A 23,707-nucleotide genomic window follows, 5' to 3' on the forward strand; every position below is an offset into this window, starting at 1 on the left:
TGCCGGTGAACCAAGACTGGGAAGATCGCGTGACCGCCGCCTGGGCCGGCTTCGACGAGTATCCGCAGGAGCGGGCGGCGGAGTTCCGGGCCGTGATCGACGAGCTGGTCGCCGAACTTCCCGAGGACAGTCCGCTGGGTCCGTTCGAGCGGGCCTGCGCCTGGGACTCGACCGGCCACTCGGACCGGGCCGCCCCGCTGTACCGGGACGCGCTCGCGCGCGGACTCAGCGAGGTGAGCGGCTACAAGGGCAGGCGGGCCAAGATCCAACTGTCCAGCTCCCTCCGCAACATCGGACAGGCGGAGGAGGGCGTCAAGCTGCTGACCACCGAACTGAACGCCCCGTCCGACGAGTTGGACGACGCCGTACGCGCCTGTCTGGCCCTGTGCCTGTCGAGCCTCGGCCGCGACCGCGAGGGCCTGTCCCTGGTGCTCGGCGCCCTGGCCCCCCATCTGCCGCGCTACCAGCGGTCGATGGCCAACTACGCGAAGGCGCTCCGGGAGGACTGACCCGGCCGGGGTGACCATCCACCGTTTCGCTCGTTCTGCTGGACGTGCAGTCACAGGATGTCGCCCCGCGCCCCGCACCCCGGTCCTCCGCCGACCGGATCGTCGACGTCGAGCAGGCCGAGGCCGCGCTCGTCGAGCACTACCCGCGGCTCGTCCGGCTCGCCTACCTGGTGCTGCCGCCCGGCCTCGGCCGCAGTCGGCGCGTCCTGACCGCGCACGCCCTCGCCCAGCGCGCCCTGCCCCGCGGCAGCGCCTCGACCCCCGTCATCCCAGCCCAGAACGGGGGCGCGGGGGACGGCCGTGACGGCGACCCCGGGTACGCCTACATCCGCCTTCAGGTGGTGCGTACGGCGCTGGAGGCGGGGCTGCCGCTGAGGCTCCTGGCGCGGCCCAAGCGCGCGCAGTTCCCGCCGCTGCTCCCCCAGGTCTGGGGCCTGCGCCTGTTCCCCCGCTCCGGCGGCGCCGACGAGCTCGCCCTGGACCAGCGCCTGGGCGCCCTGTCGGGCCCGGCCCGGGCCGCCTACGTGCTGCGCGGACTGGAGCGGCTCCCCGACGGCGACGTCCGCGAGGTGCTCACCGGCTCCGGCGTCGCGGCCGCCGAGGTGACGGCGGCCCTGCGCGAGGCGGGCCAGATCCCCGCCGCCCGGTACGCGCTGCTCGACTCCCCCGAGTTCGACGCCTGCTCGCTCCAGGCCCGGCCCACCGATCTGATGCGCCGCCGCCGGTACACCAGGGCCGCGCTGGCCGCCGCGGCCGCGCTCGCCGTGTGCGGCACCCTGGTCGCGCTGCCGGGCGGCGGCTGGGGACCCGACGGCGCGGCGGCCCCGCCGTACGCGCAGAACGCGGCCGCCGAGGCCGCCCTCGACCCCGGGCGGCTGGTGAAGGTGTCCCCCGCCGCCTGGAAGACCTCCGCGCGCACCGACTTCTCCGTCTGGCCCGCGCGCGGCCCGCTCACCCGCGACAGCGCGCTGCTGCGCCGCGCTCTCGCCGTCTGGGCCCGCCCCGGGAAGGCCGTGCACGTCTCCGCCACCCCGGACACCCCGTCGGGCGGCCCCGCGGGACCGCCCCAGCTCCTCTACGCGGGCGAGGTCGACAACGCGCGCGTGGTGATCCTCTACGACGGTCTGCGCATCGCCCGCTACGCCGAGCCGCAGGACGGCACCGCCGGGGCGGCCCTCGACTTCGCGCGGGTCGACGGCGCGACCGGCGCCGAGGCGGCCGCGCTGGTGCTGGGCCGGGCCGACGGCAACGTCCGTTATCTGACGGCGCCCTGGGTGACGAAGGCCGGCGAGCGGGACCTGTCGAAGCCGGGCGCCGGGGTGATGGACCTGACGCTGACCGACGGGATCACCTCGCCGCTGGCCAGCCCGGCCACCCACACCGGCACGTGCACGACGTGGAACGTGCTCCAGCTGACGGACGCCTCCGGCACCCACCTGCTCAGCGACCTCGGCGAGCTCGTCCCCGCCCGCCTCACCGCGGGGCGCCCGAACGCCCCCGAGGAGGCGAGCGGCGCTGCGGCGCTGCGGACCTGGGCGCCGTTCGCCTGCTCGCTGGCCGACGCCCGCGGACAGGGCGTACGGACGGTCAACGCCTGGGGCTACACCCGGCAGCAGCTGCCGGACGCGAGCGGGGCGGCGACCTGGGTGTGCACCAGGGCCGAGACCTGGCGGGGCGACGGGAGCAGGGTGCTGGCCCAGTTCCACACGCCGGGCGGGCTGTGGGGGGCGGCCGTGGCGAAGGCCGGGGACGTACCGGCGTGCGGGCCGCGTGATCCTCATGTGCTGGCCGGGGTGCTGTGGAAGTCGAAGGGCGGCGACTGGTACCTCCTCGCCGCCGGCGACAAGGCGACGGCCTCCATCCGGGCGACCGGCGGGGTGACCGGGTCCGGGCAGGGCCATCTGCTGGCGGTGCCGACGAAGCAGGGCGCGCAGGCGAGCCTGGAGGGCAGGCTGAAGGACGGGCGGTCGGTCAGCGGACTGCGCTGAGCCGTCGGCGGGCACCTCGCGGGCGGGCCCACCGGGCGAACCTGTCGGGTGGACATACCGGGCGGGCCCGTCGCGCTGGGCGGCCGGGCGGGGGAGCCGGCCGGCCACGTCGTGCGGGCGAGTTGCCGCACAGGGCTTCACCCCCGCCCTACCCGTCAGTACATTGACGTCATGTCTAACAAGCCCGAGGGGCGGCCGGACGAGCGTGTCACGCTCAAGGCGCGCAAGGTGTCCTTCTCCTGGGAGGGCACCCCGCTGCACTGGGTGCCGGGGGACCCGTTCGCCACGCACACCATCAACGTGCTGCATCTGCTGCTGCCGGCCGGTGAGCGGTGGTTCGTGCACGTCTACAAACAGGTGCTGCCGCACATCCGGGACGAGCGGCTGCGCGAGGACGTCATCGGGTTCATCGGGCAGGAGGCGATGCACTCCCAGGCCCACGACGAGGTGCTGCCGCATCTGCGGGAGCAGGGGCTCGACCCGACGCCGTACACCGCGCAGGTCGACTGGTTCTTCGAGAAGCTCCTCGGTGACCGGACCCTGCCGCCGGGCCGGGCCCGGCGCTGGTGGCTGATGGAGCGGGTGGCGCTGATCGCGGCCATCGAGCACTACACCGCGTTCCTCGGCGACTGGATACTGAACGCGCGGGAGCTCGACCGGCGGGGCGCCGACCCGACCATGCTGGACCTGCTGCGCTGGCACGGGGCCGAGGAGGTCGAGCACCGGTCCGTCGCCTTCGACCTCTTCACCCACGTCGACGGCGGCTACCGGCGGCGGGTGCGGACCTGGGCGACGGCGTTCGCGGCGCTGCTGTTCCTGTGGCAGCGCGGAACCCGGTTCTTCATGGAGAACGACCCGACCCTCGTCGACGGCCGCGCCTCCTTCAAGGACTTCTACGTCCGCGGCAGACGGGGCACGCTGCCCGCGACCGGCGACCTGCTGAGGTCGGTCCCGCGCTATCTGAGCCGCGCCTACCACCCCTCACAGGAGGGCTCCACCCGGCAGGCGGTCGCCTACCTCGCCTCCTCCCCCGCCGCGCTGGCCGCGCTCGCCGCGGAGGAGAGGGCCTCGTGACGCCGAAGCCGCTGACCGCCGTGGCCGTCGCGGGTGCGGCGCTGCTCGTCCGGCGGGCGCTGCGCCGCCGGATCCGGTCCTCACCGCTGTGGCCGATGCCCGCGCTGGCGGAACCCGTCTCCGGCCGGCCCCGGTCGCGGGCGCTGCGGCTGCAGGTCACCGCCCGGCGGACGGTCGCCGACGGCGTCGTCGAACTGCGCCTCGAGGGGCGCGAGTTGCCGCGCTGGGAGCCGGGGGCGCATCTCGACCTGGTGCTGCCGTCGGGTCTGGTGCGGCAGTACTCGCTGTGCGGGGACCCGGAGGACGCCTCTTCCTACACCGTCGCCACGCGGCTCGTCACGGACGGGCGGGGCGGCTCGCGCGAGGTGCACGAACAGCTGCGGGAGGGGACGGAGGTCGAGGTGCGGGGGCCCCGGAACCGTTTCCCGCTGGTGGAGGCGCCCTCGTACGTCTTCGTCGCCGGGGGCATCGGCATCACACCGATCCTGCCCATGCTGCGGGCCCTCGGCGAGGGCGCCGAGTGGCGGCTGCTCTACGCCGGCCGGACACGGGCTTCGATGCCGTTCCTGGAGGAGGTCGTCGAGCTCGGCGGGAAGGACCGGGTGACGGTGGTGGACGGACGGCCCGATCTCGACGCGCTGCTCACGGATCTGCCCGAGGGGACGGCCGTGTACTGCTGCGGCCCGCAGGGGCTCATGGCGGCGGTGGAGGAGCGCGTGCCGCACGTCCGCCTCGAGCGGTTCTCGGCGCGCACCGTCCGCGACGGCGATCCCTTCGAGGTCGAACTCAGGCGCTCCGGGCGGGTGGTGACGGTCGCCGCCGACTCGACCGTGCTGGCCGCCGTGCGCGCCGAACTGCCGGACACCCTCTACTCGTGCGAGCAGGGTTTCTGCGGGACCTGCCAACAGCGGGTGCTGGCGGGCGAGGTGGAACACCGGGACGAGCTGCTCACCGACGCGGAGCGCGACGACTCCATGCTGATCTGTGTCTCGCGGTCGCGCGGCGAACGCCTGGTGCTGGACATGTGAGACGTGCGACGGGGGGGCGCGCCCCGGCCCGCGCCCCATCGCATGAATCGGCGCACGACCCAGCCCATGACCCAGCCCATGACTCGGCACATGACTCGAAAGGCGATGCGAAAATTGACTGACATGTGACCGGACAAGTAGCCGGAAAAGTGATGGATCGGGTGAACGTCCGCACCGGTCCGGTCCGTTCTGGGCCGGAACCGATCGGTAAGGTGTTCGCATGACTACCGGGGTTCGTCGCAGAATGGGAGTCGAGGAGCGTCGGCAGCAGTTGATCGGCGTCGCCCTCGAACTGTTCGCCCAGCGCTCGCCCGACGAGGTCTCCATCGACGAGATAGCCGCGGCCGCGGGCATCTCACGCCCCCTCGTCTACCACTACTTCCCCGGCAAACTCAGCCTGTACGAGGCCGCGTTGAAGCGGGCCTCCGAGGACCTGGCGGGCCGGTTCGCCGAGCCGCACGAAGGACCGCTCGGCTCCCGGCTGCTCCGCGTGATGCGCCGCTACTTCGACTTCGTCGACGCGCACGGCCCGGGTTTCTCCGCCCTCATGCGCGGCGGCCCGGCGGTCGGCTCCTCGACCACGAACGCCCTCATCGACTCCGTACGCCAGAAAGCGTACGAGCAGATCCTGTCGCACCTGGGGATCACCGACGCGCCCCCGCGCCTGGAGCTGATCGTCCGCTCCTGGGTCTCGCTCGCCGAGTCGACCGCGCTGATCTGGCTGGACGGCCGACGCATCCCCCGCGAGGAGCTGGAGGTCCAGCTCGTGCAGGACTTCGCCGCGCTGACGGCCGTCGGCGCGGCCCACGACGACGAGCTGCGCACACTGCTGCGCCCCGTGCTCGGCGACGAGCCGGCCGACGGGCCGTTCGGCGACCTGGTCACCCGGCTCATCGCCCTCGCCTCCTGAGGCCGCCCGGGCACCGTCCCGGCTCCCGCCCTGGCCCTGGCCCTGGCCCTGGCCCTAGCCCTGGTCCTAGCTCTCGTACTTGCGGTACGACGGGTCGAGGTCGCGCACCTCGGCGGAGACGTGCAGCGCGAAACCGTCCTGCGCCACGTGCTCGCGCACCAGCTCCAGTACGGCCTCGGTCAGCTTCGTCTTCGTCTCGTCGGTACGCCCGGCCAGGAGCCCCAGCGTGACGTGGACGATCGCGTGCCCCCGCTCCTCGGGGTCGTCGTAGCCGAACGCGGTGAACTCGGCGGGACGGAACAGGGTCTTGCAGGCTTCCGGCTTGGCGGCCGCGATCTCGACGACCGAGGTGTGCAGGGCCCGCGCGAACCCGTTCCGGTCGAAGGCGGACGCCATCGTGGTCGAGTAGTCGACGGTGATCTGCGGCATGGGCGCACTCCTGTTCCGGGGAAACAAGGATCAGCCTAAGTCGTCAGCCGCAGGGCCAGCATCGCGATGTCGTCCTCCCGGTCGTGGCCGAAGCTGGTGAGGAGCGTGTCGCAGAGCGCGTCCAGGCCCGGCATGGCGCCGATGGCCGCCGCGCGAAGGTGCTCCATCGAGACCGCGAGATCGACGCCGCGGGTCTCGATCAGACCGTCGGTGACCATGAGAAGCCGGTCGGCGGGCTCGAGGAACAGCTCGGTGGGCGGCGGGTGGGGCACGCCGAGGCCGAGCAGCGGGCCCGCCGCCTTGGCGTAGTCGGCGCCCTGGGTGTCCCGGACGATCAGCGGCGGGATGTGCCCCGCGTTGGCGATGCGGGTGCGCCCGGTGGCGGGGTCGATCAGGACCAGACAGACGGTCGCCGTGACCTCGGGGTGGTAGAGCTGGAGCATCCGGTCGAGGCGCTCGGCGAGCACGGCCGGGTCGCTCTCGTCGACGCAGTAGGCGCGCAGCGCGTGCCGGATCTCGACCATGACGGTGGCCGCCTCGAGCGAGTGCCCCACGACGTCCCCGACCGCGGCCAGCACCCCGTCCCCGGTGCGCAGGGCGGCGTAGAAGTCGCCGCCGATCTCCGTCTCCCGGGACGCGGGCACGTACCGGACGGCGACCTCGACCCCGGGCAGCTCGGGCAGTTCGTGCGGCCGCGGCAGGAAGCTGTGCTGAAGGGTGAGCGCGACGTGCCGCTCGACCTGGTACATGAGCAGCGGCTCGGCGGCGAGCGCGGTGGCCTGGGCGAGCCGGGCCAGCCGGGACTCGGTCTCGGGGTCCACCCGGCGGACACCGCGGGTGGGGGTGGCCAGACACACCGAGGATCTGCCGTCCTGGGTGGGGATGAGCACCAGACGGGCGTCGTGCGGCACCCCGGGCCGGAAGAACCCGGCGGGCCACAGCGGCGCGGGCACCGTGGTGATCCGCACCCCCGCCTGGCTGTGGGTGAGCCGTCGCAGCAGTGCCACGACGACCTGGTGAGCGTCCTGGTCCGGCAGCGCGAGCGAGGTGCGGTTCCGGGAGGTGCCGCGGTGCAGCGCGTCGTCCGGGCCGAGGACGAAGGCGGCGGCGGGCGCGCCGGTGAGCCGTGCGGTGCCCTCGGCGGCGGCGTCGGCGAGTTCCTGCGGGGAGCGCGCCGCCTGGATGCCGACGATCGCCTCCGACAGCAGTGACAGCCGCCGTGCCGCGGCCTGGTCGTCGGCGCGCAGTCGCGCGGCCCGTACGGCCGCCCGGACCACCGCGTCGATCTCCTCGGGCTCGGCGGGCATCGCCAGGTGTGCCTCACCGCCCGCGTCCAGCCCCTGCCCGCGGTCGCCCGGGGCCACGTCACCGGCCGAGAAGTGCACGACGGGCAGCCCGGCCATGTGCGGCCGGGCCTTGAGCCGGCGGCACAGTTCGAAGCCGCTCATGTCCGGCAGTTCCACGTCGACGAGGGCCACGTCCGGCAAGGCGCCCTTGCGCCGCCGTACGTCCAGTTCGACGAGTGCCTCGTGGCCGGTGCCGACCGCGACGACCTGGTGGCCGGCGCGGCGCAGCACCACGCCGAGGGCGAACCGGCCGGCCGCCGTGCGGTCCACGACCAGCACGGTCGTGTCCGCCCGTCTGTCGTTGACATCCATCTGACGACCCTCGGACTCACCGGTGGAGCAGACCGGCCACAAGGTCTGCTCCACCAAGGTAATGCCCCTGTCTAGGGGGTCGTCCGGGAGAACACCGCGACGGTCCGGCCCGGCACGGCGAACGTGCCGGACTGCGTCACGTACGACGCGGCCCTGACGGTGGGGTCCGACCCCGCCGCCTGCACCGGGTGCAGCCGGTATCCCGTCCCGGCGAGCGCGTCGACGGTCTGCTTCGCCGCGGTCGGCGTCGCGTTGAACACGACGACCAGGTCACCGAGTTCCATGGTGATCACCCCGGGCGTCTCGTCCTTCCCGGACAGCGGGAAGGAGAGCGCCGACTGCACCTGCTCGGCCGTCCCGAGGGAGAACGCCTTCTCGGTGGTACGGATCCTCAGCAGATCCTGATAGGCGGCGGAGGCCGAGGTGATCTGCGGGCAGCCGACCCCGACGGCGGTCAACAGGGGTTTGGCGTAGGGCCACTTGGTGGCGTTGTCGACGGCCGGCGGCAGTCCCCGGCCGAAGCCGTTGCCGGCGGCGCAGTTCCAGTGGATCGCGTTGAACCAGTCCCCGCTGTCGTAGGAGTTGCGGTCCAGGGACTTGGAGCGCAGCAGGTCGGTGCCGGCCTGGGACAGGGCCGGGCCCTGAGAGAGCTCGGCGGTGGCCATGGCGAGGACCTGCATACGGGAACGGTCCGCCGCCGAGGTGTCCTTGGGCAGTTTGTACGCCAGCGCGTCGAACAGCGACTCGTTGTCGTGCGCGTCGACATAGGCGAGGGCGTCGCCGGGAGCGGCCGCGTAGCCGGCCGGGGCGCCGTTGTAGTCGACCTCGGCGCCGGTGACCTTCCTGCCGTCGGTGTCCGTGAAGCCGTACGAGGCGAGGTTGCCGCTCAGGCCGACCTTGATCAGATCCTGGTAGTGCAGCAGCCGGGCCTTCTGTTCGGCCGAAGTGCCGTTGCCGGTGGACGAGTTGGGGTCGGTGTAGAGCCCGGACGCGAAGCCCTGGACGCCCGGGTCCTCGTCGAAGGGACCGCCGCCGCGCACGGCGTCACGCGCCCGGTCGGAGAAGGTCGCGACGCCCGTGCCCGCCATGTTCTTCTGGGTGGCCTGGACGAACCGGGCGTCGTCGGCGACCTCGCCGAAGTTCCAGCCCTCGCCGTAGAGGATGATCTTCTTGCCGTCGACGCCGTCCTTGGCGGGGGTCAGCGCGTCCAGCGCCTTGCGCACCGCCAGGATGTTGGCCTTGGGGTGGTGGCCCATGAGGTCGAAGCGGAAGCCGTCGACCTTGTACTCCTTGGCCCAGGTGACGATCGAGTCGACGACCAGCTTGCCCATCATCGCGTTCTCGGTCGCGGTGTTCGCACAGCAGGTGCTGTTCGCCACCGAGCCGTCGGCGAGCAGCCGCTGGTAGTAGCCGGGGACGATCCGGTCGAGGACGCTGGTCGCCGCCTGGCCGCTCGCCGCCGTGTGGTTGTAGACGACGTCCATGACGACCCGGAGGCCCTCCTGGTTCAGCGACTTCACCATCCGGCGGAACTCGACGGTACGGGCGGTCCCGTCCGGGTCACTGGCGTACGACCCCTCGGGGACCGTGTAGTGGTACGGGTCGTATCCCCAGTTGTAGGCGTCCTTCGCGGCGGCCGCGGCCACGCACTCCTGCTGCTTCTCGGAGTCGGCCGGATAGGACGCCAGGTCGCAGCCGGGGGTCGACTGCGCGGCCTTGTCCTCGGCGATGGTGGCGATGTCGAAGACGGGCAGCAGATGGACGTACGACGTGCCCGCCGCCGCCAGCTCCCGCAGATGCTTCGAGCCGTCGCTGCCCTGGTCGGTGAAGGCCCGGTAGGTGCCCCGGTCCTCGGCGGGGACGGTCGGGTCCGCGACGGAGAAGTCCCGGACGTGCAGCTCCTGGATCCGGGCGTCCTTCAGCGGGACGGCCTTCGGCTTGGTGAGCGTGGACCAGCCGCCGGGGGCGAGGGCCTTGTCGTCGAGGTCGACGACGAGACTGCGCGCCGAGTCGGTGGTGAGGGCGACCGAGTAGGGGTCGGTGACCTTGTTGGTGACGACCTTGCCGACACTGGGCGCCCACACCGTCACGACGTACCGGTAGGGCTTGTTCTTCCAGGACCTGGGGCCGGTGACGGACCAGACGCCGGTGGTGTCGTTCCGCTTCATCTTCACGGTGGAGCCGTCGAGCTCCAGGGAGACCTGCTGGGCCGTCGGGGCCCAGACGGCCAGGGTGGGCCGGCCGTCGCGGAAGGTCGGACCGAGCCGCGCCTTCGTCGCACCGGGGTACAGGTCGTCGAGCACGCCCGCGATCTGTACGCCCGTCGCGGCCAACACCGCTCCGGTCATGGCCCGCTGCGAGGCGACAACCTGACCGCTCAGCGCCTCACGCACCCGGTCCCGGTCGCGCGGGTCCACGGACCAGGCGGTGTAGGCCTTGAGGTGCGGGTACGCGGCCTTCTGGGCGTCGGTGAGGGTGGTCTTCGTCAGCCGCAGCCACCGGGCCTCCCCGGTGAGGGTGCCGTCGGTGACCGCGATCGAGCCCTTCCGGCTGTACAGCAGCTGGGTCGAGGCGGCGGCCTCCGAGCCGTTCCAGGCGACGGTGTTCCGGTCGATCCAGACCGCCTTGGACGTGGTCAGGTCGAGGGCCGCAGCGGAGCCGGCCGGCTGCGGGAGCAGGTACTTCTCCTGGCCGTTCAGCAGCCACACCTCGTGCCCGTTGCCCGTGAGGTCCAGCGACTGATCGGTCGGGAGATCCTTCTCGTCGCCCTTGTGCAGGATGTAACTCAGGCTGGTGGCCCCGGCGGTGAGCGGCACCTCGAAGACCGCCCCGTACGCGTCGGTCGTGGCCGGCTTCAGCGGGTTCGACCACTCGGTGGGGTTCGCGGCGCCGGTCCAGGTGTGCAGACCCCAGCCGGTGTAGTCGCCGTCGGCGCGGTGGTAGTGCAGGACGGCCTTGCCGGTGTCCTGGGCCGGGTACTCGGGCTTCTCCGTGAGGAGGCCCTCCTTGCCCTGCTCGATCCAGACCTCGCCGGTCTTCGTGACGTCGATCGTGCGGTCGGCGGAGACGTCCTTGTTTCCGTCCTTGTCGATGACGAGGAACCCGACGGACGAGGCGCCCGGCTTCAGCTTGACGTAGGCGAAGGCTCCGTACGCGTCCCGCCCGGCGAAGGGATGGCTGTCCGGCCAGGTGGTCGACTCGCCGTCGGCGAGGTCACCCCAGGCGTAGAGGCCCCAGTCGGCGTAGTCGCCGTCGGTGCGCTTGTAGTGGACGATCGCGTAGTCGCGCGAGGAGGCGGTGGGGGTCTCCTCGGCGGGCGGGGTGCCGGTGACGGAGGCCGCGGTGGCGCTCGCCGTGTGTCCGGCGGAGTCGACGACGACCGCCTTGTAGCGCAGGGCCGTGCCCGCGGGCACCTCCGCGCCGAGGGTCTGGGTGACCCGGTAGGGGGCGTGGTCGGCGGAGCCGAGGGTCTGCCACGTGCCGTTGCCGGTCTGGGCGGCGAAGACGACCCGGTTCAGCCGACCGCCTTCCACGTCGGCGCTCAGCTCGACGGTGCCGGTGGCGCCGGCGGCGGGGGCGTGCAGGGTGACGGTCGGCCCGGTGGCCGGGGCCGGCAGCTTGCGGGCGGCCTTCAGGACGACGGCCGAGCCCGCGGGAACGGTCACCGTGATTTTCTTGTCGGCGCCGGCGGCAACCGTCTTGTCGGTGCCGTAGATCCCGCGGAACGCGGTGTTCGCGGAACCGGTTTCGAAGGTCGCTTCCTGTGCCGTGCCGGCGTTGTTGAAGGCGACGACGTACTCGGTCGTGTCCTTGCCGGTGCCGTTGCGGGAGAAGGCGTAGACGCCGGCGCCGTCGGCCGCGTAGCGCTCGGTCTGGACGCCGTCGGTGAGCGCGGGGTTCGCCTTGCGGAGCTTCGCGAGCGCCGCGATCTGCCGGTACAGCGGGGCGCCGGTGTCGTAGGCGTCGCTCGCGTGGGTGCGGTCGGTGCCGAGCTCGTCGTCGTCGAGGTAGTCGGCCGTCTTCGACGCGAACATCGTCTGACGGGCGTCCTTGTCGCCGCCGGAGCCGGTGAAGCCCTGCTCGTCGCCGTAGTAGACGACCGGGTTGCCGCGGCTGAGGAACATCAGCTCGTTGGCGAGCTTGTCCTTGGCGAGGAGTTCGGCGTCGGTCGCCTTGGGGTTGTCCTGGTTCAGGAAGTACCCGATGCGGCCCATGTCGTGGTTGCCGAGGAAGGTGACCTGTTCGTAGGCGTTGGCCTTGTCGGTCGTGTACTTGTAGTCGTCGGCGAAGACGGAGGCGAGCTTCTGCGCGCTGCCGCCCTGGGAGGCGTACTGGCGGGCCGCCTCCTGGAAGGGGAAGTCGAGCGTGGCGTCGAGGCGGCCCTGGGTGACGTACGGGGACGTGATCGAGGTGTCGGCGGAGTAGACCTCGCCGAACATGAAGAAGTCGTCCCGGCCCTGCTTGGCCGCGTAGGCGTCGAGGGCCGTGGCCCACTGGGTCCAGAACTCCATGTTCACGTGCTTCACGGTGTCGATCCGGAAGCCGTCGATGTCGAAGTCCCGCACCCAGCGCTGGTAGATCTTCTCCATCCCGGTGACGACCTCGGGGCGCTCGGTCCACAGGTCGTCGAGCCCGGAGAAGTCTCCGTACGTGGTCGACTCGCCGGCGTAGGTCGAGTCGCCGCGGTTGTGGTACATCGTCGGGTCGTTGAGCCAGGACGGGACCTTCGCGGTCCGCTGGGCGGCGGTGACCGTCGGGGTGCGCGGGAAGGAGTCGGCGTCCACGGCCGGGAACTTCGTGCCGCCGTCCGCGTAGTCGGCGTCGTCGAAGGGCTCGCCGTCCTTCGTCAGGTACGGGAAGGCGCCCTTGGACAGGTAGTCGTAGGACTTCTCCTCGTAGTCGACGACGTCGGCGGTGTGGTTGGTGATGACGTCGAAGAAGACCTTCATGCCCTTGGCGTGCGCCTTGGAGATGAGGGTCTCCAGGTCCTTGTTGGTGCCGAAGTGCGGGTCGACCTGGGTGAAGTCGGTGATCCAGTAGCCGTGGTAGCCGGCCGAGGCGTTGCTGCCGGTCCCCTGCACGGGCCGGTTCTTGAAGATCGGCGCCATCCAGATGGAGGTGGTGCCGAGGCCCTTGATGTAGTCGAGCCGCTGGGTCAGGCCCTTGAGGTCGCCGCCCTGGTAGAAGCCCTTGTCGGTGGGGTCGTAGCCGGAGGTCAGGCGTGAGCCGGTCAGTCCGCCCTTGTCGTTGGCGGTGCTGCCGTTGGCGAAGCGGTCCGGCATGACGAAGTAGAACTGCTCACGGGTGTCGTCGTGGCGGGCCGGGGCGGCGGCCAGCTTCGCGTCGGACGGCGGTGCGGGCGGGCTGTCCGCGTGCGCCGCGAGGGGCTGCACGAGGGCTGCGGCCAGCGCGGCCACGGCGACGGCCGCGCCCCGTCGGGCGGGTGGCGCGATGCGGCGCGTCGAAGGCGCCGGGGGCGCCGGCCATCTCGATATCACAGGCGGGAACTCCTTGCGATTGCGGCTCTCTTGGGTCCGACCCCAACGCCGCGGGACGGCTTCGTCGCCGGGCGCCCGCGTGACCGTATCGCTGACGAAAGGTTTACAGCAAGAGGCTTGCAACTCACAGCAAGAACTTTCACCAGGACCTTGACGGTCCCTTCCCGACTGGCCCACTCTCACCCCTTGTTGAAACCCGAACCCTCGAGGAAACCCCTTTCGGAGCCGCAGATGACCACCGGACACCGCCCCCCGGGTGTTTTACGGCGCACCGCCGCCGCCACGGCCGCCGCCGCACTCGCCCTGGCCGGAGCGATCGCCCTGCCCGCCACCGCCGCCCACGCGGACACCACGACCTCCGGCGATGTGATCGCCAACCTGTGGGAGTACAACTGGAACTCCGTCGCCTCCGAGTGCACGGACGTGCTCGGCCCGGGCGGCTACGGCGCGGTGTGGGTCGCCCCGCCCGCCGAGTCCCTGAAGCAGACGAACTCCTACTGGTGGGACGTCTACCAGCCCTACTCCTCCAGCCTGAACGGCCGCTTCGGCACGGCGGCCCAGTTCGCGTCGATGGTCACGGCCTGCCACGACGCCGGCCTCAAGGTGTATACGGACGCCGTGATCAACCACACCGCCGCGCAGACCGGCGTCGGCTACAACGGCACGGCGATCAGCAACAAGTACGACACCCCGGACTGGGACCCGGACGACTACCACACGTCGGCCGAGTGCAACGACTCCGACCTGATCATCGACGACTGGTCGAACCTGAGCGAGATCCAGAACTGCGAACTGCTGGGCCTGCCCGACCTGGAGACCGAGGACGACGACGTCCGCTCGGGCATCGCCGCCTACCTGAACAAGCAGATCGCCCTGGGCGTCGACGGCTTCCGCATCGACGCCGCCAAGCACATCCCGGTCGGGGACCTCAACGCGATCTGGGCGAAGCTCGACAACACCGCCTCGGGCGCCGACCCGTACGTCTTCCAGGAGGTGTACCCGGGCTCGACCCCGGCGGCCTCCGACTACTACTCCTCCGGCGACGTCCTGGACTTCACCTACGCGAGCAGGCTGAAGTCGGCGTTCCAGGGGAACGTGAGCGACCTGTCCTCCCTGGAGAGCAGCGGCATCCTCCCGGCCGCGAACTCGGTGTCCTTCGTGACCAACCACGACACCGAGCGCAACGGGCTGCACATGAGCTACAAGGACGGCGACACCTACCGGCTCGCCAACGTCTTCGAGCTGGCCTACAAGTGGGCGACCCCGACGGTCTACTCGGGCTTCGAGTGGTCCTCCTCCGATCAGGCCCCGCCGAACGCGAACGGCTTCGTCACGGACACGAACTGCTCCTCCGGCTGGTACTGCCTCCAGCGCGACACCGCGATCGCCGGCATGGTGAAGTGGCACAACGCGGTCGGCTCGGCGGCGGTCACCAACTGGTCGACGAAGTCCTCGAACGTGATCGGCTTCGCCCGCGGGACCAGCGGCTACATCGCGATCAACAACGGTTCCTCGGCGGCCACGTACACCTTCGCCACCGGCATGGCCGACGGCACGTACGCCGACGTCGTCGACAACGGCGCGACGACCGTGACGGTCTCGGGCGGCAACGCCACGCTCACCGTCCCGGCGAAGAGCGCGATCGCCTTCCACGACGGCGCCTTCACCCCGTGCACCACCTGCGAACCCGACGACGGCGGATCGACGTCCACGGTGAGCGCGACCTTCAACGCGTACGCGTCGACCACGAGCGGCACCAGCGTCCACGTCGTCGGCTCGATCGCGGCGCTGGGCGGCTGGGACACCTCCAAGGCGGTCCAGCTGTCGTCCGCCGGCTACCCGATCTGGTCGGGGGCGGTGAGCGTGCCGATCAACACGTCCTTCGAGTACAAGTACATCAAGAAGGACTCGGCCGGGAACGTGACCTGGGAGTCCAACGCCAACCGGGCCGCCACGAGCGCAACTTCGGCGCTCACCCTCGACAACTCCTGGAACCTGGCGAACGCGAGCGCCACCGACGCGACCTTCAACGTCACCGCGACGACGAGCCTCGGCACCGACGTCTACGTCGTCGGGTCCGTCGCCTCCCTCGGCTCCTGGAACACCGCCGACGCCATCCCGCTGTCGCCGGCGGCGTATCCGATCTGGAGCCGGAAGGTGATCGTCCCCAGGAGCACGGCCTTCGAGTACAAGTACGTCAAGAAGGACGGCTCCGGGAACGTGACCTGGGAGTCCGGCACGAACCGCTCGTACACGACCGGCAGTTCGTCCGGCTACTCCACGAGCGACACCTGGAAGTGAGCGGTCCCGGCCGCCACGGGAGCGCAGGTGCGCTCCGGTGGCGGCCGGGGAGGGAGCTCAGCAGCTCGACTTGCCCGCGTAGACCGCCAGCGCCGTGTTGGCGGCGAGGGTCGCCGTGAGCTGGCCCGAGCCGTTCACGGTCACGGTCGTGTTGTTCTGCACGTTGCAGTAGGTGCCGGCGGCGAGGGACGTCTGGTACGTCCGGCTGAGGGATCCGCTCTCGTGGTTGATCGCGACGTACCCCTTGCTTCCCCGCCCGAAGGCGATCGCGTCGCCCCCGTTGTCCCACCAGTCGGTCATCGACGCGCCCCGCGTGGCGTTGCGGAACGCCACCATGCGCAGGATCTCCGGCCAGGCGTGCTGGCACTTCCAGCCGTTCTGCCAGCAGGCGCTGACCGCACCGCCGTTGGGTGGCCCGGCATCCGCGTCGGACCACTCGTACCCGGAGTTGATGTCCGGGGCGCCGTAGGGATACGCGAGCATGAAGACGTTGGCGAGCGTGTAGTTCGCGCCGTCCTTGTAGGTGAGGGTCGAACCGTTGCGCTCGGTGTCGTGGTTGTCGACGAACACACCCGCGGCGGAACCGCTCAGATACCCCCAGCCCTCGCCGTAGTTCTTCAGGTAGGCGAGGTTCTCGTTGTTGAAGACCCGCTTGAGGTCGTAGGCGTAACGGAACTCCTGGACGTCGCCGTTGCCGGTGTACTCGGTCGGCTGGACGGCCTCTCCGCTGCCGTAGATGACCTCCTGCTTCCAGTACACGCCCGGGTTCGTCAGCCGCGACTTGATGTTGGCGAGGTCGGCGGTGTCGATGTGCTTGGCCGCGTCGATGCGGAAGCCGTCGACCCCGAGCGTGAGCAGGTCGTTCATGTACCCGGCGACGGTCTTGCGGACGTACTCCTCGCCGGTGTCCAGGTCGGCGAGGCCGACCAGTTCGCAGTGCTGGACGTTCCAGCGGTCGGCGTAGTTCGTGATCTGGGACGTGCAGTCGTCGAAGTCGTACGAGGAGTACAGGCCCGGGTAGTCGTACTTCGTGTACGACGAGCCGCCGGTGCCGGTGCCGCTGCCCGCGGCCATGTGGTTGACGACCGTGTCGACGACGACCTTCACACCGGCCGTGTGGCAGGTGTTCACCATGCTCTGGAACGCCGTGCGGTCGCCGAGCCGGCCCGCGATCCGGTAGCTGACGGGCTGGTACGACGTCCACCACTGCGAGCCCTGTATGTGCTCGGCGGGCGGGGAGACCTGCACGTAGCCGTATCCGGCCGGGCCGAGGGTGTTGGTGCATTCCTTGGCGACCGAGGCGAAGTTCCACTCGAAGAGGACGGCGGTGACGTCCTTGGTGCCGGGCGGGGTGGCGGACACGGCGGTGGGGGCCATGACGACAGCCGCGGCGGCCAGAGCGAGGGCACCCGAAAGTGGTCTGCTGCTTGCCATGTGGGGAAGTCCTTCTCCGTTGAAGGCTCTTGCTGAAACATTTCAGCAAACTTGCGGTGACGGAGATGTTAAAGGCCCGCTGCCTGAAAAGGCAGCGGGCCGTGTGAAGTTGATGCAAGAACTTTCAGAGGCGTCGTCAGACGGCCGTGAACCACACCGTCGTGTCCGCCGGGAGCTTCGCCTCGCCGTCGTTCGTCTCGGTCACCTCGTCGCTGGCGAGCAGCACCCGTCCGTAGGCCGGGGTCGTCACCGACTCCCCCGTCGTGTTCGCCACGCACACGAACTCCCCGCGGCGGAAGGCCAGTACGCCCGCCGGAGCCTTCAGCCACTCCACCGAGTCGCCCGCGCCCAGGTCGGGCCGCGCGCGGCGGATGCCGAGTGCGGAGCGGTACAGCTCCAGCGTCGAACCGGGCACCCCCTGCTGGGCCTCCACGCTCGACTCGCCCCAGCCGTCCGGCTGGGGCAGCCAGCTGCCGCCGTCGCCGAAGCCGTACGACGAGCCCTCTCGCGTCCACGGGATCGGGACGCGGCAGCCGTCGCGGAAGCCGTCCTGGCCGGCGCCGCGGAAGTACGCCGGGTCCTGGCGCACCTCGTCGGGCAGGTCCACGACGTCCGGGAGGCCGAGTTCCTCGCCCTGGTAGACGTACGCCGAGCCGGGCAGCGCCAGCATCAGCAGCGTGGCCGCCCGCGCCCGCCGCAGACCGACCTCGCGGTCGCCCGCCGTGCGGATCTGGGTGCCGAGGCCGGGCGGGTTGGCGAAGCGGGTGGCATGCCGTGTCACGTCGTGGTTGGACAGCACCCAGGTGGCGGGGGCGCCGACCGGGCGCATCGCGTCCAGGGTGCGGTCGACGACCTCGCGCAGCTGCTCCGCGTCCCACTCGGTGGCCAGGTACTGGAAGTTGAAGGCCTGGTGGAGTTCGTCGGGGCGGACGTAGTTCGCGGTGCGCTCGACGGTCGGGGTCCACGCCTCGGCGACGAAGATGCGCTCACCCGAGTACTCGTCGAGGATGAGCCGCCACTGGCGGTAGATCTCGTGGACGCCGTCCTGGTCGAAGAACGGCATGACATCGTTGCCCAGCAGCTTGAGTTGCTCGTGCGAGCCGAGGTCCGGCAGGCCCGCCGCCTTGACCAGGCCGTGGGCCACGTCGATACGGAAGCCGTCGACGCCCATGTCCAGCCAGAAGCGCAGGACGGAACGGAACTCGTCGCCCACCGCCGGGTGTTCCCAGTTGAAGTCGGGCTGCTCGGGGGCGAAGAGGTGCAGGTACCACTCGCCGGGGGTGCCGTCCGGCTCCGTGACCCGGGTCCAGGCGGGGCCGCCGAAGATGGACTCCCAGTCGTTGGGCGGGAGTTCGCCGTCCGCGCCCTTGCCGGGCCGGAAGTGGTAGCGGTCCCGGAGGGAGGAGCCGGGGCCTTCCCGCAACGCCCGCTTGAACCACTCGTGCTGGTCGGACGAGTGGTTGGGGACCAGGTCGACGATGATCCTCAGGCCCAGTTCACGGGCGTCCCGGATGAGCGCGTCGGCGTCCAGGAGGTTGCCGAACATGGGGTCGACCGCGCGGTAGTCGGCGACGTCGTAGCCGGCGTCGGCCTGCGGGGAGGCGTAGAAGGGGCTGAGCCACACGGCGTCCACGCCGAGGTCGCGCAGGTACGGGAGACGGGAGCGTACGCCTTCCAGGTCGCCCATGCCGTCGCCGTTGCTGTCGGCGAAGCTGCGCGGGTACACCTGGTAGATCACCGCGTCCCGCCACCAGTCACGGCGCTCGGTGACGGTGGCGACAGCCGAGGTGGGGGTGGGGGCCGGGGCTGCGGGCTGCTGGCTCATGGCTTCCTTGGGGCGATGGGGGTCCCCTCGCTCGAGCGCATTCGAGAGGGGGGAAGGGCTGCTGACAGGGGGCGTAGGGGCTCGGCTTCGTCGTCGGGGGCGAGTGGTGTCGAGGCGGTGGATGAGGCGGCCGCGGTGCCGGCGGGGTCGGATGGACACCGCGGCCGCCACCCGCGCGCCTCGCGGCGCGCGGGAGTCTCGTACCGGCTCAGCCCTTCGTGCCGCCCGCGGTGAGGCCGGTCACCAGGTTCTTCTGCACGAGGTAGAAGAACACGGCGGCGGGTATCGCGATCAGCACCGCGGTGGCGGCCATGAGGTTGCGCTGGGCGTCGTGCTCGCTGACGAAGGACTGCAGACCGACGGCAAGGGTGTACTTGTCGTCGCTGAGCATGAACGTCGAGGCGAAGGCGACCTCGCTGAAGGCGGTGAGGAAGTTGTAGAAGGCGGCCACCGCGAGACCGGGCTTGGCCAGCGGCAGGATCAGCCGGAAGAAGGTGCCGAACGGGGTGAGCCCGTCCACGCGTCCCGCCTCGTCGATCTCGAAGGGGATGGTGTCGAAGTACCCCTTGAGCAGCCAGGCGCTGTACGGGATGACCGTCGTGCAGTAGACGAGGACCAGGCCGAAGTAGTTGTCGATGAGCTGCAGGTCCGAGAGGATCTGGTACATCGGCACCATCAGCACCGCGACCGGGAACATCTGCGTGACCAGCAGGATCCACATGAACTTCTTGTAGCCGGGGAAGCGCATCCGCGAGACGGCGTAACCGGTGGTGGCGGCGATGAGCACGCCGATGGCCGTGGTGCCCAGCGTGACGATGAGCGAGCTCTTCAGCCAGTCGAAGAACTGGGTGTGCTGGAGGACGAACGTGTAGTTGTCGAACGTCATCTTGTCCCAGATGCCGCCCGGGTGCAGATAGTCGTCCGTGTCCGGGCCGAGGGACAGATAGACCAGCCACCCGATCGGGAAGAGCGCGATGACGCTCGCGACGATCAGGACGCCGTGGGAGGCGAGGGAGCCGGCGAAGCTGTTCTCGCCGCGGCGCCGGGGACGGCGCGGGGTCTTGGAACGCTGCTCGCTCACGGGGGCGGAGGTCTCGGCGGTGGTGCTACTCATGGGAACTCCTGCCTCAGATCGCGAGCTGCTGCTCGTTGCGGTTCAGCCAGCGGCGGTAGAACGAGGTGAAGACGATCAGGATGGCCAGCAGCAGGATGCCGTAGGCGGCGGACTGGGCGAAGTCACGTGGCTGCTGTCCGAAGCCGAGGTAGTACGCCCAGGTGACGAGGATCTGCGCGTCGGGTGCGGTGTTGCCGAACAGCAGGAAGATCACCGCGAACTGGTTGAAGGTCCAGATGATGCCCAGCAGGACGACGGTGGAGCTGACGGACCGCAGCCCCGGCAGGGTGACGAACCGGAAGCGCTGCCAGGCGCTGGCGCCGTCCATCTCCGCGGCCTCGTAGAGGGAGGCGTCGATGGCCTGGAGGCCGCCGAGCAGCGAGATCATCATGAAGGGCACACCGCACCAGGTGTTGACCATGATCGCGGCGAACCGCTGCCAGAAGGTGTCCTCGAGCCACAGGGGCGAGGGCAGGTGCAGGGCGTCGAGCGCGGAGTTGATGATGCCGCCGTCGGCGAGCATGAACCGCCAGCCGAAGACGGTGACGAAGGTGGGCACCGCCCACGGCAGCACCAGGATCAGCCGGTACAGGGTCCGCCCGCGCAGCTTCTGGTTGAGCAGCAGCGCGAGGCCCAGGCCGATGCCGTAGTGCAGGGCGACACAGGCCGCCGTCCACACGATCGTCCAGATGAAGTGCGACCAGAAGCGGTCGTAGGCCGTCGGGCCCCAGAGGATGTCGGCGTAGTTGTCGAGGCCGATGAACTTGTAGGTGGCGTCGATGTGGTTGACGCCGATCGTGCGCGCGGTGTTCAGGCTGTTGGCGTCGGTCAGCGTCAGGTACAGGCCGTACACCAGGGGGTACAGCACGAGCACGCCGAGGACGACCGCCACCGGGGCGATCATGACGTAGGCGTACCAGTGCTTCTGGTAGCCGCGCCTCAGGCGCCCGGCGGGCCCGGGCTTCGGCTCACGGTCACCGCGGCGCTTGCCGGTCGCGCGGTCGATGGCGACTGTCATGGTTCGACACCTTCTGGATCTTCACGCTGGATCGTCGAGGGGGGTACGGCTCACAGGCCGGTGGCCGCCGGATCTCTCCCCCCAGGTGTGCGGGAGATCCGGCGGCCACTCGGGCTCACTTGCTGAAGTCCGGCACCAGCTTGGCGATGGCGAGTTCAGCGGCGCTCAGGCCCTTGTCGAGGCTCTCCTTGCCGCCCGCGATCTTGGGCAGTTCGGTGTCGAGCGGACCCCAGAGGGAGCTGTACTCCGGCAGCGCCGGGCGCGGCTGGGCGGCGGACAGGACCGTCTGGTAGCCGGCGATGCCCGGGTCGGCCTTGACGGCAGCGGTGTAGGCGTCGTCGCGCGTCGGCAGCGTGGAGTTCTTCTGGGCGATGGTCGCCTGGCTCGACGCGGAGGTCATGAAGTTGACGAACTTCAGCGCGGCGGCCTGGTGGGCCTTGTCCGAGCCGGCGTAGACCGAGAGGTTGTGGCCGCCGGTCGGGGCGCCCGCCGTACCGGCGGAGCCGGCCGGGACGGTGGCGATACCGAGGTTCGTCTTGTCCGTGAAGGCGCTGCCCTTGTAGAAGTTCGTGATCTCCCAGGGCCCCTGGACGATCGCGGCGACCTTGCCGTTGACGAACGCGTCCTGGATGTGGGCGTACGCGTCGGCGGTGGTGTCGGCCTTGTGCAGGCCCTTGCCGTCGAAGAGGCCCAGCCAGGTGCCGTACGCCTTCTTCGCCTCCGCCGAGTTGACGGTGATCTTCTTGGCGTCGGCGTCGACGGTGTCGGTGCCCTCGCCGTAGAGGAAGGACTGGGCGTAGTAGGCCTGGGTGGAGCCCCAGTAGCCGTCGACGCCGGTCTTCGCCTTGATGGTGGCGGCGGCGGTCTTCAGGTCGTCCCAGGTCTTGGGCGCCTCGATGCCGGCCTTCGCGAAGAGGGCCTTGTTGTAGACCAGCGCGAGGGTGTCGGTGACGATCGGCACGCCGTACGTCTTGCCCTCGTACTTGGCCTGCTCGATCAGGTTCGACTTGAACTTGGCCTGGTCCTTGAGGGCCTCGGTGCCGTCCAGCGGCAGGAAGAAGCCCTTCTTGGCGAAGGCGGGGGTCCAGCCGACCTCGGAGCGCAGCACGTCCGGGGCGCCGGAGGCGCCGGCCGCCGTGTCGAACTTGTTCTGCGCCTGGTCGAAGGGCACGTTGACGTACTTGACCTTGACGTCCTTGTTGGCGGCCTCGAACTGCTTGACCAGGGCCTGGTACGTCGGCGCCTCATTGGTGGCGTTGGAGGTGTCCCACCATGTGATGGTGACCGGCCCGGACGAGTTGTCGCTGCCGCTGTCGTCTCCGCCGCAGGCCGTCGCCGCGAGGGCGAAGGACGCCACCAGCGCGGTGGCCGCTATGCCACGCCGCATGAGTTTCTCCTTGAGGGTGAGAGCCCGTTTAGCTACAGGAAGCGGTCCCGTCCGCTGTCCTGCCGACTCCGACCGCGCCGTTGCTGCCGTCGGGCGACGTGAACGTAACAGCGATGTAAGCGGCACGAAAGACCTTGCAGAAAAAAAGTGCAAGAGAACGCCGAAGTTATCCGCACGTGACCCGTGCGTGACCTCCCCTCGACCGCTGTGAGACCGTAGTTGTCGCGGTTGAGGGGCCTCACAGCGAGGCACGGGGCCGCTGTGCAAGACTCTGCAAGCTCTTGCCATCACTTTCATGAGGGAGCGCGATGACGCAGCAGCCCGCGGGCCGTTCAACAGGTCGCCCACGGCGTCCGATTGGTGTGCAAGGCAGCACCCGACCGGTACAGTCCACCCCTGTGACCACACGGCTTGCCGACATCGCTGCGCAGGCGGGGGTGAGCGAAGCGACCGTCAGCCGCGTTCTCAACGGCAAGCCCGGTGTCGCCGCCACCACCCGTCAGTCCGTGCTCGCCGCTCTGGACGTCCTGGGCTACGAGCGCCCCGTCCGCCTGCGCCAGCGCAGCGCGGGGCTCGTCGGCCTCATCACGCCGGAGCTGGAGAACCCGATATTCCCGGCCCTGGCCCAGGTCATCGGCCAGGCACTGACCCGCCAGGGCTACACCCCGGTCCTCGCCACCCAGACCCCGGGCGGTTCCACGGAGGACGAGCTGACCGAGATGCTGGTCGACCGCGGGGTCGCCGGCATCATCTACGTCTCGGGCCTGCACGCGGACACCACGGCCGACATGCAGCGCTACGAGCAGCTGCGGGCGCAGGGCGTGCCCTTCGTGCTGGTGGACGGCTTCTCGCCGAAGGTCCAGGCGCCGTTCATCTCCCCCGACGACCGGGCGGCGATGACCCTGGCGGTCACCCACCTCGTCTCGCTCGGCCACACCCGGGTGGGGCTGGCGCTCGGCCCCAAGCGTTTCGTGCCGGTCCAGCGCAAGATCGAGGGCTTCGTCAGGACGGTCCAGGAACAGCTGGGCCTCGCCCCGGAGACGATCGAGGCCGACCTGGTCCAGCACTCCCTCTACACCCTCGAGGGCGGCCAGGCGGCGACCACGGCCCTGATCGACCGGGGCTGTACGGCGATCGTCTGTGCCAGCGACATGATGGCGCTCGGCGCGATACGGGCGGCCAGGCAGCGCGGTCTGGCGGTGCCCCAGGACATCTCGGTGGTCGGCTTCGACGACTCCCCGCTGATCGCCTTCACGGACCCGCCCCTCACGACCGTCCGCAAGCCGGTCCCGGCGATGGGCCAGGCCGCCGTCCGCACCCTGCTGGAGGAGATCGGCGGCACTCCGGCGCCGCACAGCGAGTTCGTGTTCATGCCGGAACTGGTGGTGCGCGGTTCGACCGCTTCGGCGCCCGGGGACCGGAATCGTCCGTAGGGCGGAGACACCCGGGCACCCACCGGTCCGCCGGCAGTAGACGCGGCGCTCCCACCGTCGTAGAAAGTGCGGGCCGAACCCGACCGAGGGATGATCGGGCC

The 23,707-nt window shown here is 70.6% G+C and carries 15 protein-coding genes; 7 read left to right on the forward strand and 8 right to left on the reverse strand.

Features of this window, described 5'->3' with window-relative positions; genetic code table 11:
• Positions 1-29: 29 nt before the first annotated feature.
• From ABT070_RS01185 to ABT070_RS01205, 5 genes are all read left to right on the forward strand, one after another.
• Positions 30-509 (forward strand): tetratricopeptide repeat protein, encoded by a 480-nt coding sequence (locus ABT070_RS01185; protein ID WP_351752895.1) that lies wholly within the window; start codon positions 30-32, stop codon positions 507-509.
• 44 nt (positions 510-553) lie between these two features.
• Positions 554-2,497 carry a hypothetical protein gene (locus tag ABT070_RS01190; RefSeq protein WP_351752898.1) on the forward strand — a complete coding sequence of 648 codons (1,944 nt, stop codon included), beginning with the start codon at positions 554-556 and terminating at the stop codon, positions 2,495-2,497.
• A gap of 171 nt (positions 2,498-2,668) precedes the next feature.
• Positions 2,669-3,571, forward strand: a complete 903-nt coding sequence (locus tag ABT070_RS01195) for a metal-dependent hydrolase (RefSeq protein WP_351752901.1) — start codon at positions 2,669-2,671, stop codon at positions 3,569-3,571.
• Positions 3,568-4,599 (forward strand): PDR/VanB family oxidoreductase, encoded by a 1,032-nt coding sequence (locus ABT070_RS01200; RefSeq protein WP_351752904.1) that lies wholly within the window; start codon positions 3,568-3,570, stop codon positions 4,597-4,599. Before ABT070_RS01195 ends, ABT070_RS01200 begins: the two co-directional genes overlap by 4 nt.
• A gap of 220 nt (positions 4,600-4,819) precedes the next feature.
• Positions 4,820-5,509: a TetR/AcrR family transcriptional regulator gene (locus tag ABT070_RS01205; RefSeq protein ID WP_351752906.1), complete on the forward strand. Its 690-nt coding sequence runs from the start codon at positions 4,820-4,822 to the stop codon at positions 5,507-5,509.
• A 66-nt stretch (positions 5,510-5,575) separates the two neighbouring features.
• Here ABT070_RS01205 and ABT070_RS01210 read toward each other — a convergent pair whose 3' ends face one another.
• The 3 genes from ABT070_RS01210 to pulA form a co-directional block, all read right to left on the reverse strand.
• Complete coding sequence (locus ABT070_RS01210) at positions 5,576-5,938, reverse strand: 5-carboxymethyl-2-hydroxymuconate Delta-isomerase (protein ID WP_351752908.1); 363 nt, start codon at positions 5,936-5,938, stop codon at positions 5,576-5,578.
• Between the two features lie 35 nt (positions 5,939-5,973).
• Positions 5,974-7,596 (reverse strand): SpoIIE family protein phosphatase, encoded by a 1,623-nt coding sequence (locus tag ABT070_RS01215; protein ID WP_351752911.1) that lies wholly within the window; start codon positions 7,594-7,596, stop codon positions 5,974-5,976.
• Positions 7,597-7,667: 71 nt separating this feature from the next.
• A complete protein-coding gene (pulA, locus tag ABT070_RS01220; RefSeq protein WP_351752914.1) occupies positions 7,668-13,094 on the reverse strand; it encodes a pullulanase-type alpha-1,6-glucosidase in 5,427 nt (1,808 codons plus the stop codon).
• 231 nt (positions 13,095-13,325) lie between these two features.
• Between pulA and ABT070_RS01225 the strand changes: the two genes are divergently transcribed.
• Positions 13,326-15,395, forward strand: coding sequence for a carbohydrate-binding module family 20 domain-containing protein (locus tag ABT070_RS01225; protein ID WP_351752917.1), 2,070 nt, complete (start codon positions 13,326-13,328; stop codon positions 15,393-15,395).
• Positions 15,396-15,452: 57 nt separating this feature from the next.
• Here the strand turns inward: ABT070_RS01225 and ABT070_RS01230 are convergent, their stop codons facing one another.
• From ABT070_RS01230 to ABT070_RS01250, 5 genes are all read right to left on the reverse strand, one after another.
• Positions 15,453-16,829, reverse strand: coding sequence for an alpha-amylase (locus tag ABT070_RS01230; RefSeq protein ID WP_351752920.1), 1,377 nt, complete (start codon positions 16,827-16,829; stop codon positions 15,453-15,455).
• A 136-nt stretch (positions 16,830-16,965) separates the two neighbouring features.
• Complete coding sequence (locus tag ABT070_RS01235; RefSeq protein ID WP_351752923.1) at positions 16,966-18,654, reverse strand: glycoside hydrolase family 13 protein; 1,689 nt, start codon at positions 18,652-18,654, stop codon at positions 16,966-16,968.
• Positions 18,655-18,862: 208 nt separating this feature from the next.
• Positions 18,863-19,768, reverse strand: coding sequence for a sugar ABC transporter permease (locus ABT070_RS01240; protein WP_351752926.1), 906 nt, complete (start codon positions 19,766-19,768; stop codon positions 18,863-18,865).
• A 13-nt stretch (positions 19,769-19,781) separates the two neighbouring features.
• Positions 19,782-20,786 carry a carbohydrate ABC transporter permease gene (locus ABT070_RS01245; protein WP_351752928.1) on the reverse strand — a complete coding sequence of 335 codons (1,005 nt, stop codon included), beginning with the start codon at positions 20,784-20,786 and terminating at the stop codon, positions 19,782-19,784.
• Between the two features lie 115 nt (positions 20,787-20,901).
• Positions 20,902-22,173 (reverse strand): extracellular solute-binding protein, encoded by a 1,272-nt coding sequence (locus tag ABT070_RS01250; RefSeq protein WP_351752930.1) that lies wholly within the window; start codon positions 22,171-22,173, stop codon positions 20,902-20,904.
• 398 nt (positions 22,174-22,571) lie between these two features.
• Between ABT070_RS01250 and ABT070_RS01255 the strand changes: the two genes are divergently transcribed.
• Positions 22,572-23,606 carry a LacI family DNA-binding transcriptional regulator gene (locus ABT070_RS01255; RefSeq protein ID WP_351752932.1) on the forward strand — a complete coding sequence of 345 codons (1,035 nt, stop codon included), beginning with the start codon at positions 22,572-22,574 and terminating at the stop codon, positions 23,604-23,606.
• Positions 23,607-23,707: the final 101 nt, after the last annotated feature.

The sequence above is a fragment of the Streptomyces sp. NPDC002884 genome (genome assembly GCF_040295245.1).
Classification (GTDB): Bacteria; Actinomycetota; Actinomycetes; order Streptomycetales; family Streptomycetaceae; genus Streptomyces.